This is a genomic window from Winogradskyella sp. Asnod2-B02-A, assembly GCF_045063645.1.
GTDB lineage: Bacteria > Bacteroidota > Bacteroidia > Flavobacteriales > Flavobacteriaceae > Winogradskyella.
In genome coordinates this window covers 1,612,443-1,628,992 of sequence record NZ_JBEFOG010000027.1, presented here as the reverse complement: position 1 = coordinate 1,628,992, position 16,550 = coordinate 1,612,443, and the positions used below count along the sequence as shown (strand labels likewise).

Sequence of the window (16,550 nt, the reverse complement as noted above, 5' to 3'; positions counted from 1 at the left end):
ATGAAAATAAGCGCCTACTTTTATCTTGTAATGTTGGTGTTCTTAACAGCTTGTCATCAACAAACAAAACCAACTAACCCAACAGTAAAGTCTGATAAGCCCAACATCATTATATTCTACGCTGATGATATGGGTTATGGAGATTTAGCAATTCAAAATCCACAATCTAAAATTCCAACACCTAATTTAGACCAACTTGCTAGAGAAGGTCTACTCATGACAGATGCTCATAGTTCTTCTGGTGTTTGTACGCCAAGTCGGTACGCCTTATTATCTGGTCGTTATCATTGGAGAGATTTCAATGATATTGTACACTCTATGGGAGAATCTGTTTTTAAAGAAAATCAGGTGACTTTACCTAAAATTCTTAAAGAAAATGGGTACCATACGGCTGCAATTGGTAAATGGCACTTGGGCTGGAATTGGGAAGCCATCAGAAAAAAAGACTTTACACAAAAAGAAAGAGTCATACGTGGAAAAAAGGAATTAGAAATCTGGCCAGCACAGGCTTATGATTGGACTAAAAGTATTCCTAATGGACCTTTGTCTATTGGTTTTGATTCTTATTTTGGAGATGGCACTATTAATTTCCCTCCTTATACATGGATTAAAAATGATAAGGTCACAGAAGCGCCTATAGAAACCTTAAAACTTCCAAGAGAAGATATGCCTTTAGAGGGTAATTGGGAATTACGACCAGGACCAGCAGTTAAGGATTGGGATTTTTATAACGTTTTACCTACAATAACAAGCTCGGCAGTAACTTTTATAAAAAATCAAGAAAAAGCAGATAAACCTTTCTTTTTGTACCTGCCGTTTCCGTCTCCGCACGCACCTATAATTCCGAATGAAGACTTTATAGGCAAAAGTAAAGCGGGTCCTTATGGAGATTGGGTATATGAAACAGATGATGCTATCGGACAAGTATTAGCGGCTTTAAAAGCTATAGATGCAGACGAAGATACCATTGTTATTTTTACTTCAGATAATGGCTCAGAGCGTTATGCCTACGATCGCATTAAAAACTACAATCACGATAGTTCTCATCCATTTAGAGGTGTAAAAAGAGACGTTTACGAAGGCGGACACCATGTGCCGTTTATTGTAAAATGGCCAAACAAAATAAAACCAGGGACTACAAGTTCTCAATTATTTAGTCAAATAGATATTCTAAATACGCTAGCCACTATTACAAATAGCGATTTACCAAAAGGCTTTCAACACGATAGTTATAATTTTTCCAAGTTGTGGTTAGAAGAAAATAATAAGGTTGTAAGAGCGAATATTATTCATAATACATTTACATCCAAATATGCCGTTAGAAAAGGAGATTGGCTGTATATCAATAATAAAGATGGTTATCACGCCAGAATACCAGAATGGTTTGTTGAAGGACAACGTTTTAAAACGGCTAAAGACACCGTACAACTCTTCAATCTTAAAGACGATATTGGGCAAACGACGAATTTAGCAAGTCAATTCCCAAAGAAAGTAAATGAGTTGGCAACAGTATTACTGAAAGAACAAAAAACAGAAACGTTTAAAAATTAATTCTATAATGAGAATAAACCCATTAAAACACATTATGTTAGGTGTCGTAGTTATGACGATGCTTTCATGCAACAACACTAAAAAAGAAGTTGTAGCAGAAAAAGAAGACACTAGGCCAAACATCATTTTCATTTTTGCAGATGATTGGGGTTTTGGAGATTTAGGAGTGTATGGAAGCACCGAAGTAGTGACTCCAAACATAGATAAAATGGCAGCTGAAGGCACACGTTACACACAGTTTCATGTTACAAGCGGAGTGTGTTCTCCAAGTCGATCTTCGGTTATCACAGGTCATTTTCCAGCCAGACATCGCGTGCATGGTCATTTTGCAGGGAATGAAGTTAATGCCAAACGTAACATGCCTAATTATTTAAATGATTCCTTACCAGTATACCTGCCTAAAACCATGCAAAAAGCAGGCTATAAAACAGCACATTTTGGTAAATGGCATTTAGGAGGAGGTGGCAAACCTCATGGAGATCCTTCTGCGCCAGAGCCTAAGACTTATGGTTATGATGAAGCTAGAGTTTGGAACGGCAATGGACCAACTTGGAAAGGAGATCAAAAATGGCCAACTACACGATTTATGGATACCGATACCTTATGGGTACAAAGTTCTAGTAAAATTGCTGTAGATGAAACTATAGATTTTATCAAACGAAATAAAGGCAAACAGCCCATGTATGTCAATCTTTGGTTAAAAGATCCACACACACCGTTATGGCCTTCAGAAGCACAACGTGAATCCTTCAAAGGATTATCACCAAATAAAGAAACCTATTATGCAGTTTTAAAAGATGCCGATTTTCATGTTGGACGCTTACTAGAATCCATATCAGAAATGGGATTAGATGATAACACATTAATTATTTTTTCTAGTGATAATGGTCCTGCAGCATACGGACCGTCATTAGAAGCAGGTTCTACAGCAGGTTTAAAGGGAAGAAAAGTAGATATTTATGAAGGTGGTGTGGTAGTGCCTTTCATTGTAAAATGGAAAAATCACGTCCAAGAAAACAAAGTAGATTCTACAAGTGTACTATCTACGGTAGATTTATTACCAACATTTGCAAGTCTAGCAGAAACCGAATTGCAAAAAGACTATAATATAGATGGTGAAAATATAAGATCTATTTTGGAAAATAATAGCTTTAAAAGAACAAAACCATTATTTTGGGAATGGCGTTTTACAAAAGAGAATTCAAATCACTGGGCACAAGGAGCCGTTAGAAAAGGAGATTGGAAACTTTTATTTAATGAAAAAATTAATAAAGAAGAACTTTACAATATTTCTAAAGACCCGTTTGAAAAAACTAATGTAGCAGAAAACAATGAGCAACTTGTAAGTGAACTTAAAGGTTTGTGGAAAGATTGGAAAAAAGAATTACCTAAATAGATTAGAAATAGTTTAGCATAAATAAAATAGCATCAAAATGAATAAAAAAATAATAGTATTAATGGCACTTGTGGGACTTACAATTTCATGTACATCTCAATCAACAAAGACAGCTACAACTAAAAAAACAAAGCAGCCTAATGTCATTGTGATTATCACAGACGACCAAGGCTATGGTGATATAGGTGCTCATGGAAATACACTAGTTAAAACGCCTGCTTTAGATAAATTTCATGATGAATCTGTGCGTTTAACAGACTTTCATGTGGGTCCGACTTGTGCACCTTCAAGATCTGGTTTAATGACCGGAAGATATGCAGATAGAGTTGGTGTTTGGCATACAATAGGCGGAGTTTCTATATTAAGAGAAGATGAAGTTACGATGGCTGATGTGTTTCAAGAAAACGGCTACGAAACAGCAATGTTTGGTAAATGGCACTTAGGAGACACCTACCCTTCTAGACCACAAGATAAAGGTTTTAAATACACTATATCTCATGGTGGTGGTGGTGTTGGCCAGACTCCAGATTATTGGGATAATGATTATTTTGATGATACGTATTTTAAAAATGGAGTACCAACGAAGTATGAAGGGTATTGTACAGATGTTTGGTTTGATGAGGCTATAAAATATATCGAAGATAAAAAGGACAAACCGTTTTTCGCTTATATTTCTACAAACGCACCTCACCTACCTTATAATGTTCCTGAAGACTATTATAACAAATACAAAGATTTAGACATTCCGGAGTTCCAAAAAATATTTTACGGAATGATTACCAATGTGGATGATAACTTTGCTAAACTTCAAAAGAAACTTGAAGATTTAAATATTGCAGATAATACGATTGTTATTTTTATGACAGATAACGGAACTGCTTCTGGTTATAAAACTGTAGGAGGTAAAAAATACGGTTTCAATGCAGGAATGAAAGGCACAAAAAACAGTGAATATGAAGGCGGACACAGAGTACCATTTTTTATATCGTATCCAGAACAGCATATTGAAGGTGGTAGAGATGTTACGGATTTAACAGCTCATTTAGACATTTTACCAACTTTAGCGACGTTGTGTGATTTAGAATTACCAGAAAGACAAAAGAAAATTGATGGTTCAGATATTTCTTCACTGCTTTTAGGAACTGAAGAAACCATTGGTAGAGATTATCTTATTACCGATTCTCAGCGTGTGCAAAGTCCTATAAAATGGAGAAAAAGCGCAGTGATGTCAGACAAAATGAGATTGGTTAATGGTACAGAATTGTATGATATTTCTAAAGATCCAGGTCAAGAGAATGACTTAGCCGTACAGTTTCCTGAAAAAGTAGAACAAATGCGAGGCTACTATAATGAATGGTGGAGTTCTGTATCTACAGAGTTTAATCAGTTTCCTATTATTATTTTAGGTTCAGATGCACAAAACCCTATAGAATTAACCTGTCATGACACGCATGTTCACGATTCTAAAATCCCATGGAATCAGAATTACATTAGAGAAGCTCAGAAGAATCCAATAGGAGGTGAATTTACCGTAGCCTTTGAGCAATCTGGCACCTATACCATTGAGTTAAGCAGATGGCCTTTTGAATCTGATTTAGCTATTAATGCTACTGCAGACGGAAGAGAAGGTACACTATCTACTGAAGCCATTAGTGAAGGTAGAACCATGGATTTTAAATCTGGTGGTGTAAAAATTGGAGCTTGGGAACAAACTAAAGCTATTGAAAAAGGCGCAAAAGTTATAAACTTTAAAGGTAATTTTACTAAAGGTGAAACTGATATGAGTGCTTGGTTTACAACCAATGATGATGAAGATTGGGGAGCTTTCTACATTAGAGTAACTAGAGTGTCTAAAAAATTCTCTTTGATAGACTAAACAGCTCTATAGAGTTACTGCACTAAGCAAGTATTATTAATAGTTTTAAGAACTAAAAAAGGGAAATTAAATTTTCCCTTTTTTTATTTATAGATGTAAAATACAATCCTTATTCTTTAGACTCTAACATATCTGGTGTTGCTACCGTTCTAAAGCCCATATGATCTGACCCAGAATCTACTGAAACACCCATTTTTGCTGAAATCCTAAAACTAGCACAATAGGATGAATGACATAAAAAAGAGCCACCTTTCATTACGTGTTCTACCTGATAAGGATTATTAGGGTTGAAATGTGTATCTGCTCCTTTTGGATTTAAAATAGGTTGAGACGTATCTAATTCACTGTAATATTTTACACTAAAAAAATCACTAGTAATTTCCCATACATTTCCAGCCATATCGTATAAACCAATGCTATTAGGTGGATAAGATTTTACCGGAGAAATAAATTGAAATCCATCTTTAGAATCATTGTTTGTAGGAAATACACCTTGCCAAGTATTGGCATTAGCATCTAATTTTGAAGCATCATTTCCCCAAGTAAATATGGTATTTATGTTTTTACCTTGAGCAGCTGACTCCCACTCTGCTTCTGTTGGTAAACGTCTGTTGGCCCATTTACAGTAAGCCACAGCATCTAAATAAGCAATATGCACAACAGGGTAATCATCTTTACCTTCAATAGTAGATTCTGGACCATAAGGATGTTTCCAATCAGCCCCTGTCTTCCATGTCCACCACTGTCCATAATTTTCCATGTTTACAACGGCATTTACGTCTTTATTAAAAATTAAACTGCCAGGTTGTAAAATAGAATCATGAGGCTTTGGTGTATTAGGAGGCAATTCCTTTTTCATTTCTTCCCAATCAATTTGTCGTTCGGCAATGGTCATATAGTTTGTAGCGTCCACAAACACTTTAAACTGCTTGTTTGTAACTTCAGTAATATCCATATAAAAACCATCAACATTAACCATATGAGCTGGCTTTTCTCTTGGCATGGCATAATTATCAGAATCTTTTGCTCCTTGTAAAAATGTTTTTTGCGCAACCCAAACCATGCCTTCAGGTGCTTCAGTTTTTGAAATTAGTTTTGTTTCTGTATCAGGTGATTTTTTGTTTTCTTCATTTTTACAGCTAGATATTGTTACAGAAATTAACAAAATGAGAGAAAAATAAGCGAATGGTTTTTTCATAGTTAGGCAATGCATGCTGTTTTATTTTAAATATAATTATTCAAAATTGTATTCTTATTTGAATAACAAGTTAGTTGAAATTTTGTTCTTCAAATGATCCATTATTCAACCTGTAAATTAACTAATTTAGAGCCATATCATCGCATGAATTCCCTATTAATTTAATGCTAATTCTCTAAAATATTTCATTTTTCAAATAGCAACAAAATTACGAAGGAGAGCTCAAAGGAATTTTTTCTGATTAAAAAAAAACGCAATATTTTAAAAAATATCACGTTTTTTTTACTGCTATTAATCAATTTAAGGGCATGTCTATATTCAAAAAAACAAAGCGCCGGTTTTACATTTTAATTAATGATCACCTTTTGTGTTCTACTTTGTGCTTTACTTTTTAATTCAACAATATAAACTCCGGTTTTTAATGCATTCACATTAATTGCGTTTGTAGTGTTAGATGTGTTTAAAGCTTGTTGTAAAACTAATCTACCTTGCATATCGTAAATTACAGCTGTAGTATCGGTGTTTAATTGACCATTAATTACTACTGTTTTTGATATTTGTTCTGAATAGATATTTATACCGTTCAGTAAATTATCTTTTGTAGTAGATAATGTTGTTGGTGTGAAATGCACAAAGAATCGTCCCGTTCCACTTAATTCAGCAGATGGTGCAAATATATAATCGCTATTGTTTAATAACGTCCATGTATTGGCTACATTATCTTCAAGATAAACATTAATATTTGAAGGAATAGTAGCAGTTGCTGTATTTAAACCAATTGTTAATTGTATACCTGCATCACTATTAACACCAAGTGGCACAACAACATCGTTTAAATCATTATAAGACAAAGCCTGAATAGCAAATTCTAATCCTTCATTATCTTCTACAAGATTTGTATAAATACTGTTGGTAGAACCTGTAAAAGCAGCAGCATCATAACCTGGATCTAGCCCTCTTGTTTTATCCTCAGAAAAATATATTTTTGTATTATAAGTAGATGATCCGTTAGATAAAAACAACTCCGACAAAACAAAACTAGTTGTAGCTGATCTACCAGCAATAAAGTCATCGGAAGCACCAGTAGTTCTCATAGCTGGTTTAAAAGTTATAGTTCCACCTCCTGTCTTAGCTCTAACAAAGAAACCTTGTCCTGGTGTAACTTTATCAGTCGTATTAAATGCATTCCAGATAGTGAAATTACTACCATTAGAATCATCAGCATCATAACCATAAATAGCTTGATAAGCTCCAGCATCTAATTGACTTGAGTTCTCAGTAAAGAAGGCAGCAAAATCTAAATAAGAAGGAAAAGGGTTTCCGATTAAGTTCCATCTTTTATAATTACCTGTACCTGTAGCCGTCTCATCCGTAATAGAAACAGGTACATCGACTGCTGGTGAGACTGGAGATCCTGTAAATAAAATTTCATCTCCATCTATATGCCCTGCTCTATATCCTTTTCCTTGAACTAAAGTTGTAGCACCATCGGTTGCAGTATCCCAGTTTTCATAAACACCAGTTGAATTATCAAAAGGTCCAAATAATTTTTGAGTAGTAGTTGTAGGGTTTTCAAAAAGCTCTCCTGCAATACTAGAAAAAGTTACAGGCACAGGAGCGGATATTAAATCGTTACCTGTAGCATTTGAGTTTACATATCTATTAAATCTAATATTCCCTGTAACAGTTCCATCTATAATTAAGCTACCAGTACTAGTAGAATTAGCATTTACCTGAAGTTGATTTGCTGTTACTACATCTCCTTTTATAGTTAGAGAGTTTCCTTCAATAACAGATACTCTTTCAAGAAAAGCAGTAACATTATCTATTGTAAGATCATTTACAACTACATCTGAAGATGCAATATTTACTCTACCACGTATTATTACATTATCTGTAACTGCATTAGTAGGAATAGCGCCTCCTAACCAAGTAGTTTCTGCTTCCCATGTACGTGTAGGATTTCCACTTACACCATCTATCGAAGTATACGTGTTATTTGTAGTAGCACTAACAGTAACTCCGGCACTCCAATCTGTACCTATACGCGTAAATACAGCAAAATGATAAGTTGTACCATTCTTTGTTAATCCAGAAACAATTACGTTATTAGCTGCTCCTTTATAAACTGCAAATTCACTAGCTACTATGTTTGCATCTGTTCCAACAGTTCCGAAAGCAGCATCATCAGTATATAATGAACCATCTCCTGTTGGTGACGCAAATGTTACCGCAGTAGCTTCTTTAGCAACTACTAAAACTTCATCAAAACAAGTAGGATCTACCCAACTTAAATCTATATATTCAGCACCTGCACTTGCAGCTAAAGTTGTAACATCTGTTGCAGGTCCACAAAGAAGAGCAGTTTTGTTAATAGAAATACTCTCAAACCTTACTTGCGGATTACCCGAAGCTTGGGTTCCAGTTTCTAATGTAGTAAAATTTACAACAATGGTTTGAGCTGTCGATGTTAATGTTATAGGATCCAAAACCACTACAACATCTTCAAAAGTATTTGCGGTAGTGCCGTCTGTACTATCAGTGAATGTTGAAGCATTAGTCCCAGCTAAAGTAACATTTGTTTGAATACCGCCGACAGTAACGTTTCCAACTAAATTATTTGCTCTTCTTTTTCTCAACTCAAATGTAATACTTGCAGTTACATCTGCAGTAGTTGATTTTAAATCAAAAGTTAAATTTGATGCAAAATCAGAACTAGTTCCAGTGTACCTGACATAAGTAGGCTGATTTACAAGCGTTCCAGTCCCTGTAACTATTGCAGCATCAGCTGCAGTAAGATCTAAACCTGTCCCAAGTGCGAAATCTTGAACTTCTACAACATCGGTTACTGTTAATACTGTCTGCGCATTTAATTGAGAACTACTTAAGCTTATAATAGCTAAAAGTAAAAAGAATTGTAATTGTTTATTCATAATATAAGTAGATTTTTAAGATTTAACAAAAATACGCATATACAACGATTTCGCTTTGCTTAATTCACCCAAAAACATACTCATTTCTTGTAAAACCCTTTATTTACAAGGTCTAAAACAATATGTTACTAATAACCAACAATTTATTATAAAATGCTAGATGTAAAAAAGGATCTCAAAATAAATATCTTTTGCTTAATTGTTATTTAAAACAAACACATGACTTGTTTAAATTAAAAGATTGTTTTTAAAACAACGAATTTAAACTCAAAAAGTATTTAGATTTATTTTTCTCTAAAAAACCCATCCTAAACCATGTTCTTGTAGCTGTTTTTTCACTTTTTATATTAAAAACATTTGCATGCTAAAAAATAATATATAACCTTTGAATCAACATATGAAAAAACAAGTTATCAATATCCTTTCAATTATTCGCATCGTGATTATTTCACGAAGCCATGGAATGCTATAATAATTTAAACATAAATTTATTTTAAGCCTTCCTCAATCGAGAAGGCTTTTTTTATACAAAAAATTAACACACTTGAACATCATATTTTTACCAATCCAAACACCTGACAAACAACAGTTTAACCCAGTGTCAGTTATATTGAATTTAGATTAAGAAACAGAATATTAATAAACAAACTTAGCATAACAAGTAATTTAGATTTAGCAAATCATTTTTGCATTAATAAAACGTATGAGCGAATTAAACAAATACAGTAAAACAGTTACCCAAGACCCAACGCAACCTGCAGCTCAGGCTATGTTGCACGCGATTGGATTAACAAAAGAAGATTTTTTTAAACCTATTGTTGGTATTGCAAGTACAGGTTACGAGGGCAATCCTTGTAACATGCACCTCAACGACTTAGCCAAACTAGTTAAAGAAGGTACAAAAAATGAAGATGTTATAGGCTTAATTTTCAACACCATTGGTGTTAGTGATGGTATTTCCATGGGAACACCAGGAATGCGTTACTCACTACCTTCTAGAGATATTATTGCCGATTCTATGGAAACCGTAGTCCAAGCCATGAGCTACGACGGATTAGTAACTGTAGTAGGTTGCGATAAAAATATGCCAGGTGCTTTAATGGCTATGATTCGTTTAGACAGACCAAGTATTTTGGTCTATGGAGGAACTATTGACTCAGGTTGTCACAACGGAAAGAAACTAGATGTTGTTTCTGCGTTTGAAGCTTGGGGAAGCAAAGTTGCTGGAACTATGGACGAAACTGAGTATCAAAATATCGTTGAAAAAGCATGTCCAGGAGCTGGAGCTTGTGGAGGCATGTATACTGCAAACACAATGGCTTCTGCAATTGAAGCTTTAGGGATGACCTTACCTTTCAATTCTTCAAATCCTGCATTAGGCGATGCTAAAAAACAAGAATCCGTAAAAGCTGGCGAGGCTTTACGTTTGTTACTAGAAAAGGATATTAAACCCTCAGATATTATTACTAGAAAGTCTTTAGAAAATGCCGTGAGACTCGTAACAATATTAGGTGGATCTACAAATGCTGTCTTACACTTTTTAGCAATTGCTAGAGCTGCTCAAATAGATTTTACATTAAAAGATTTTCAAGATATAAGTGATAACACACCTTTTTTAGCAGATTTAAAACCTAGCGGAAAATATTTGATGGAAGATGTTCATGCCGTTGGCGGAATTCCTGCTGTATTAAAATACCTTTTAAAGAAAGGATTAATACATGGAGATTGTTTAACCGTTACAGGAAAAACAATAGCAGAAAACCTATTGGATGTTGATGATTTAAAAGAAGGTCAGGATGTTATTAAACCTATTGAAGAACCTATAAAAATCTCAGGACACTTAAGAATGCTCTACGGAAATTTAGCAACCGAAGGAAGCGTGGCTAAAATTACAGGTAAAGAAGGTTTATGCTTTAGAGGTAAAGCTAAAGTTTTTGAGGGTGAATATGCGGCAAATGATGGCATTAGAGATGGTAAAGTTGAAAAAGGAGATGTCGTTGTTATTAGATATGAAGGTCCTAAAGGTGGGCCAGGAATGCCAGAAATGCTAAAACCAACAGCTGCCATTATGGGTGCAGGTTTAGGTAAAGATGTAGCTTTAATTACTGATGGCCGTTTCTCTGGAGGAACGCACGGTTTTGTGGTAGGTCATATTACACCTGAAGCACAAGAAGGTGGTACAATAGCCGTGGTAAAAGACGGAGATATTATTACAATTGATGCAGAAACAAATTCAATTTCATTAGAAGTTTCGGAAGTAGAACTTCAAAAAAGAAGATCAAAATGGAAAGCACCAGAATTAAAATTTGAACGTGGTGTTTTATATAAATACGCAAAAACGGTATCGTCAGCTTCCAAAGGATGTGTAACTGATGAATTTTAAAATTAAGAGTAAATGAAAGAAACTCAAACCATAACAAGTCAAAAAACAGACGCTACGGCTACAGAAAGAATTTCTGGAAGTGAAGCCGTTATAAAATGTTTATTAGCCGAAGGAGTTGATATTCTTTATGGCTATCCTGGCGGAGCTATTATGCCAGTTTATGATGAATTATATAAGTATCAAGATAAAATCCATCACGTCTTATCAAGACATGAACAAGGCGCTGCACATGCCGCACAAGGTTATGCTCGTATTTCTGGTAAAGTTGGTGTTGCCATGGCAACGTCTGGACCAGGAGCAACCAATTTAATTACAGGTATTGCAGATGCACAAATAGACTCTACTCCTTTGGTTTGTATTACAGGTCAAGTAGGTTCTCATTTATTAGGAAGTGATGCCTTTCAAGAAACTGACATTGTTGGCATTTCTACACCAGTCACAAAATGGAATATTCAAGTGACTAAAGCAGCACAAATTCCTGAAGCTTTTGCAAAAGCATTTTATATCGCAAAAAGCGGCAGACCAGGACCTGTTTTAATTGATATTACAAAAGATGCTCAGTTTGAAGAATTTGATTTTAAATACGAAAAATGTAAAGGAGTAAGAAGTTACAAACCTGTACCAGATACGAACAAAGATTCTTTAAAAGCTGCAGCTGATTTAATTAACAATGCGAAAAAACCATTAATTGTTTGGGGACAAGGTGTTATTTTAGGTAAAGCTGAAGAAGAATTTAAAGCGGTTATTGAAAAAGCAGGTATTCCTTCTGCTTGGACAATCTTAGGGGCTTCTGCAATCCCAACATCACACCCATTAAATGTTGGTATGGTAGGTATGCATGGTAATTACGCTCCAAATGTTTTAACTAACGAGTGCGATCTTTTAATTGCCATCGGAATGCGTTTTGATGATCGTGTTACAGGAAATTTAGCAACCTACGCAAAACAAGCAAAAATTATTCATTTTGAAATAGATCCTGCTGAAATTGATAAAAATGTAATGACAGATGTTGCTGTTCTTGGAGATGCAAAAACCAGTTTAGCCAAGTTATTACCACTGCTAAATGCTAATTCGCATACAGAATGGCATCAAAAATTTAAAGATTTATACAAAATTGAATACGAAAAAGTCATTAAAAATGACCTACATCCAACTAAAGAAGGTTTAACCATGGGTGAAGTGTTGAAAGAAATCAACATTCAAACCAAAGGTGATGCTGCTATTGTAAGTGATGTTGGCCAGCACCAAATGATTGCTTGCCGTTATGCAGAATTCAACAAAACCAAAAGTAATATTACCTCTGGCGGATTAGGCACTATGGGTTTTGCTTTACCAGCAGCAATAGGAGCAAAAATGGCAGCTCCAGATCGTGAAGTAGTAATGATTGCTGGAGATGGTGGATATCAAATGAATATTCAAGAATTAGGAACCATCTTTCAACAAAAAGTACCAGTAAAAATTGTGGTATTAAATAATGAATTCTTAGGCATGGTTCGTCAGTGGCAACAATTATTTTTTGATAAGCGTTATGCCTCTACAGAAATGGTAAATCCAGATTTTGTAGCCATTGCAAAAGGATACCATATTGAAGCACAAAAAGTATCGGAGAGAAAAGATTTAAAAGCCGCTATAAAAGAAATGATTGATTGCGAAGGCCCATATTTCTTAGAAGTAAGAGTTGAGAAAGAAGGAAACGTATTCCCAATGATACCAACAGGAGCTAGTGTTTCAGATATAAGATTAGAATAAAACATGAGTACAGAAAACAAACAATATACCGTTTCAATTTATACGGAAAACAACATTGGATTGTTGAATAGAATTTCAGCAATTTTCCAAAGAAGACACATGAATATTGAGAGTCTTAATACTTCACCTTCTGAAATAGAAGGGGTCTCAAGATTTACCATTGTGGTTAATATCACAGAATCTCAAATGAAAAAAATTCAAGGTCAGATAGAAAAGCAGGTCGAAGTGATTAAAGCTTTTTATCACACTGAAGATGAAATCATTTATCAAGAATCCTGTTTGTTCAAAATAAAATCAGAATTATTATTTGATGAACGTCAAATTCAAAATATAATAAAAGATAGTAATTCAAGAATTGTAACTGTAAACAAAGAGTTCTTTGTACTTGAAAAATCAGGAAGAAAGGAAGAAATTGATTTACTGTACAGAGAATTGAATGCCTTTGGGATTATGCAATTCACACGTTCTGGTCGTGTGGCTGTTACTAAAGACGAAATGAAAATATCAACTATGCTTCAAGCATTTCAACATTAATATATTAAGACTAAAATTAGTTTAAAAAACAACTAGAAACAATGTCAAATTACTTTAACACATTACCATTAAGAGAACAATTAGAGCAATTAGGAAAGTGTCGCTTTATGAACGCTTCAGAATTTGAAGATGGCGTAAACGCATTAAAAGGGAAGAAAATCGTGATCGTAGGTTGTGGTGCTCAAGGACTGAACCAAGGTTTAAATATGCGAGATTCTGGATTAGATATTTCTTATGCACTAAGACAGGTTGCTATAGATGAAAAACGCGATTCTTACAAGAACGCAACATCTAACGGATTTAATGTTGGCACTTACGACGAGTTAATTCCGACTGCAGATTTAGTTCTAAACTTAACACCAGATAAGCAACATACAAGTGTGGTAAAAGCTGTGATGCCTCTAATGAAAAAAGGAGCCACATTAAGTTACTCTCATGGTTTTAATATTGTTGAAGAAGGCACTAAGGTTCGTGAAGATATTACCGTAATCATGGTAGCACCAAAATGTCCTGGAACTGAAGTAAGAGAAGAATACAAACGTGGATTTGGTGTACCAACATTAATTGCTGTACACCCAGAAAATGACCCAGAAAATAAAGGTTGGGCTCAAGCAAAAGCTTATGCAGCAGCAACTGGAGGACATAAAGCAGGAGTTTTAGAATCTTCATTCATTGCTGAAGTAAAATCAGATTTAATGGGTGAACAAACCATTCTTTGTGGTTTATTACAAACAGGAGCCATTTTATCATTTGACAAAATGGTTGAAGAAGGTATTGAACCTGGTTATGCTGCTAAATTAATTCAGTTTGGTTGGGAAACTATAACCGAAGCACTGAAGCATGGTGGAATTACCAACATGATGGATCGTTTATCTAATCCTTCAAAAATTAAGGCTTACGAATTATCTGAAGAGTTAAAAGGTATTATGCGTCCATTATTTGAAAAGCATATGGATGATATTATTTCTGGTCACTTCTCTCAAACCATGATGGAAGATTGGGCTAATGACGATATTAATTTACTAACATGGAGAGCAGAAACGGGCGAAACTGCTTTTGAAAAAACAAAATTAACTTCAGATCATATTACAGAACAAGAGTATTTTGACCATGGAGTGTTATTAGTTGCTTTCGTAAAATCTGGTGTAGAATTAGCTTTTGAAACTATGGTTAGTGCAGGTATTATTGAAGATTCTGCTTATTACGAATCTCTACACGAGCTACCGTTAATTGCAAACACTATTGCCAGAAAGAAATTATTTGAAATGAACCGCGTGATTTCTGACACTGCTGAATATGGTTGTTATTTATTTGATCATGCTTGTAAACCATTATTAACAGATTTTATGAAAACCGTAGATACGTCTATTATTGGCAAATCATTTTCAAACTCTACAGGTGTTGATAATATTGAATTAATAGCTGTTAACGACGCTATTAGAAATCACCCTATAGAATCTGTTGGTCAACGTTTACGTGCGGCAATGACAGCTATGAAAGTGATCAAAACTGAAGATGTAAAAGCTTCTGTTTTAGCATAACAAAAATTATCCTATCAGGTTAAAAAACCTGATAGGTCTAATAAAACAAGAAATTCCCTTTTTCAAGGGAAGTGAGCATGGAAAAAACCAAAACCATATACAGACCAACACTAGAGGATATAGAAGCTGCAGCAGAAAAATTAAAAGGTATTGCATCAGTAACACCTTTAATTAAAAACGCTCGGTACTCTAAGCATTTTGACGCTAATATTTATTTTAAAAGAGAAGATCTTCAAGTGGTGCGCTCTTATAAAATTCGTGGTGCTTATAATAAAATATCCTCATTGAGTCCATCTCAAATTAAAAATGAAATCGTGTGCGCAAGTGCAGGAAACCATGCTCAAGGTGTTGCAATTTCATGTAAACTTTTAAAAATAAAAGGCACTATTTTTATGCCTTCCCCTACTCCAAATCAAAAGATTGAACAAGTAAAAATGTTTGGAGAAGATTTTGTTGAAGTTGTTTTAGTTGGGGATACTTTTGACGATGCCTACCATGCAGCAATGCAACAAAGTGAAGAAATGAATAAAACCTTTGTGCATCCTTTTAATGATGAAAAAGTTATTGAGGGTCAAGCAACAGTTGGTTTAGAAATTATAGACCAAGCAAAAGCTCATCCCATTCATTATGTTTTTGTGCCTGTAGGTGGTGGTGGACTTGCAGCAGGATTGTCCTCTGTATTTAAAATTTTATCACCTCAAACTAAAATTATTAGTGTAGAACCCAAAGGTGCGCCAGCAATGTTAACTTCTATTAGAGCAAATAGAAACACAGAATTAAGTACCATCGATAGTTTTGTAGACGGAGCGGCTGTTAAACGTGTTGGTGATTTAAGTTTTGCCATTTGTAAAGAAACATTACATCGTGTGGTTACAGTAGATGAAGGAAAAATCTGTCAAACTATTTTAGACTTATATAATAAAGATGCTATTGTTGTAGAACCAGCAGGAGCATTAAGTCTTTGTGCATTAGAGCAATTTTCTGAAGAAATAAAGGGTAAAAATGTAGTGTGTGTTATTAGTGGAAGCAATAATGACATTACTAGAATGGCAGAAATTAAAGAACGTGCCTTACTCTATGCTAATCTAAAACACTATTTCATTGTTAAGTTTCCTCAACGAACGGGAGCCTTAAGAGATTTTGTAGTTGATATTTTAGGTCCAAATGATGATATTACTCATTTTGAATACACCAAGAAAGCCAATCGAGAAAATGATGTAGCTGTAGTTGGCATACAATTACAATCGCCCGATGATTTAGAACCATTAATTACCAATATGAAGCTTCATAATTTCTTTGGAGATTACCTAAATGACAAACCAGATTTGTTTCAGTTTTTAGTATAACTTAACATAAAATTCATCACTCAAAAGATTCAATTTAGTATCT

The 16,550-nt window shown here is 34.5% G+C and carries 10 protein-coding genes; 8 read left to right on the top strand and 2 right to left on the bottom strand.

Annotated elements, in window-relative coordinates:
* The 3 genes from ACJJVO_RS15035 to ACJJVO_RS15025 are packed head-to-tail and all read left to right on the top strand — an operon-like array spanning position 1 to position 4,823.
* Positions 1–1,551, top strand: coding sequence for an arylsulfatase (locus ACJJVO_RS15035; protein WP_405575572.1), 1,551 nt, complete (start codon positions 1–3; stop codon positions 1,549–1,551).
* A 7-nt stretch (positions 1,552–1,558) separates the two neighbouring features.
* Positions 1,559–2,947, top strand: a complete 1,389-nt coding sequence (locus ACJJVO_RS15030) for a sulfatase (protein WP_405575570.1) — start codon at positions 1,559–1,561, stop codon at positions 2,945–2,947.
* A 37-nt stretch (positions 2,948–2,984) separates the two neighbouring features.
* Positions 2,985–4,823 (top strand): arylsulfatase, encoded by a 1,839-nt coding sequence (locus ACJJVO_RS15025; protein WP_405575568.1) that lies wholly within the window; start codon positions 2,985–2,987, stop codon positions 4,821–4,823.
* A 109-nt stretch (positions 4,824–4,932) separates the two neighbouring features.
* On the opposite strand, the gene ACJJVO_RS15020 is transcribed toward ACJJVO_RS15025, so the two are convergent.
* The gene (locus ACJJVO_RS15020) at positions 4,933–6,021 is read right to left on the bottom strand and encodes a formylglycine-generating enzyme family protein (protein WP_405575566.1); all 1,089 of its coding nucleotides are present in this window, start codon (positions 6,019–6,021) and stop codon (positions 4,933–4,935) included.
* A gap of 347 nt (positions 6,022–6,368) precedes the next feature.
* On the bottom strand, positions 6,369–8,954 hold the full coding sequence (locus ACJJVO_RS15015) for a T9SS type A sorting domain-containing protein (protein WP_405575564.1): 2,586 nt from the start codon (positions 8,952–8,954) through the stop codon (positions 6,369–6,371).
* Between the two features lie 703 nt (positions 8,955–9,657).
* On the opposite strand from ACJJVO_RS15015, the gene ilvD reads away from it, so the two are divergent.
* The 5 genes from ilvD to ilvA all read left to right on the top strand — a co-directional run bounded on the left by ilvD (position 9,658) and on the right by ilvA (position 16,507).
* Complete coding sequence (gene ilvD / locus ACJJVO_RS15010; RefSeq protein ID WP_405575562.1) at positions 9,658–11,337, top strand: dihydroxy-acid dehydratase; 1,680 nt, start codon at positions 9,658–9,660, stop codon at positions 11,335–11,337.
* A 12-nt stretch (positions 11,338–11,349) separates the two neighbouring features.
* A complete protein-coding gene (gene ilvB, locus ACJJVO_RS15005; protein WP_405575560.1) occupies positions 11,350–13,086 on the top strand; it encodes a biosynthetic-type acetolactate synthase large subunit in 1,737 nt (578 codons plus the stop codon).
* A 3-nt stretch (positions 13,087–13,089) separates the two neighbouring features.
* Entirely contained in the window at positions 13,090–13,620 is a 531-nt protein-coding gene (gene ilvN / locus ACJJVO_RS15000; protein ID WP_405575558.1) for an acetolactate synthase small subunit, read from the top strand.
* Between the two features lie 41 nt (positions 13,621–13,661).
* On the top strand, positions 13,662–15,161 hold the full coding sequence (ilvC, locus tag ACJJVO_RS14995; RefSeq protein WP_405575556.1) for a ketol-acid reductoisomerase: 1,500 nt from the start codon (positions 13,662–13,664) through the stop codon (positions 15,159–15,161).
* A gap of 77 nt (positions 15,162–15,238) precedes the next feature.
* Positions 15,239–16,507, top strand: a complete 1,269-nt coding sequence (gene ilvA / locus ACJJVO_RS14990) for a threonine ammonia-lyase IlvA (protein ID WP_405575554.1) — start codon at positions 15,239–15,241, stop codon at positions 16,505–16,507.
* Positions 16,508–16,550: the final 43 nt, after the last annotated feature.

Coding starts and splice junctions, on each gene's coding strand:
- ACJJVO_RS15015 (WP_405575564.1), bottom strand. CDS start 8,954: ATGAATAAACAATTACAATTCTTTTTACTTTTAGCTATTATAAGCTTA.
- ilvA (WP_405575554.1), top strand. CDS start 15,239: ATGGAAAAAACCAAAACCATATACAGACCAACACTAGAGGATATAGAA.
- ACJJVO_RS15035 (WP_405575572.1), top strand. CDS start 1: ATGAAAATAAGCGCCTACTTTTATCTTGTAATGTTGGTGTTCTTAACA.
- ACJJVO_RS15025 (WP_405575568.1), top strand. CDS start 2,985: ATGAATAAAAAAATAATAGTATTAATGGCACTTGTGGGACTTACAATT.
- ACJJVO_RS15030 (WP_405575570.1), top strand. CDS start 1,559: ATGAGAATAAACCCATTAAAACACATTATGTTAGGTGTCGTAGTTATG.
- ACJJVO_RS15020 (WP_405575566.1), bottom strand. CDS start 6,021: ATGAAAAAACCATTCGCTTATTTTTCTCTCATTTTGTTAATTTCTGTA.
- ilvB (WP_405575560.1), top strand. CDS start 11,350: ATGAAAGAAACTCAAACCATAACAAGTCAAAAAACAGACGCTACGGCT.
- ilvD (WP_405575562.1), top strand. CDS start 9,658: ATGAGCGAATTAAACAAATACAGTAAAACAGTTACCCAAGACCCAACG.
- ilvC (WP_405575556.1), top strand. CDS start 13,662: ATGTCAAATTACTTTAACACATTACCATTAAGAGAACAATTAGAGCAA.
- ilvN (WP_405575558.1), top strand. CDS start 13,090: ATGAGTACAGAAAACAAACAATATACCGTTTCAATTTATACGGAAAAC.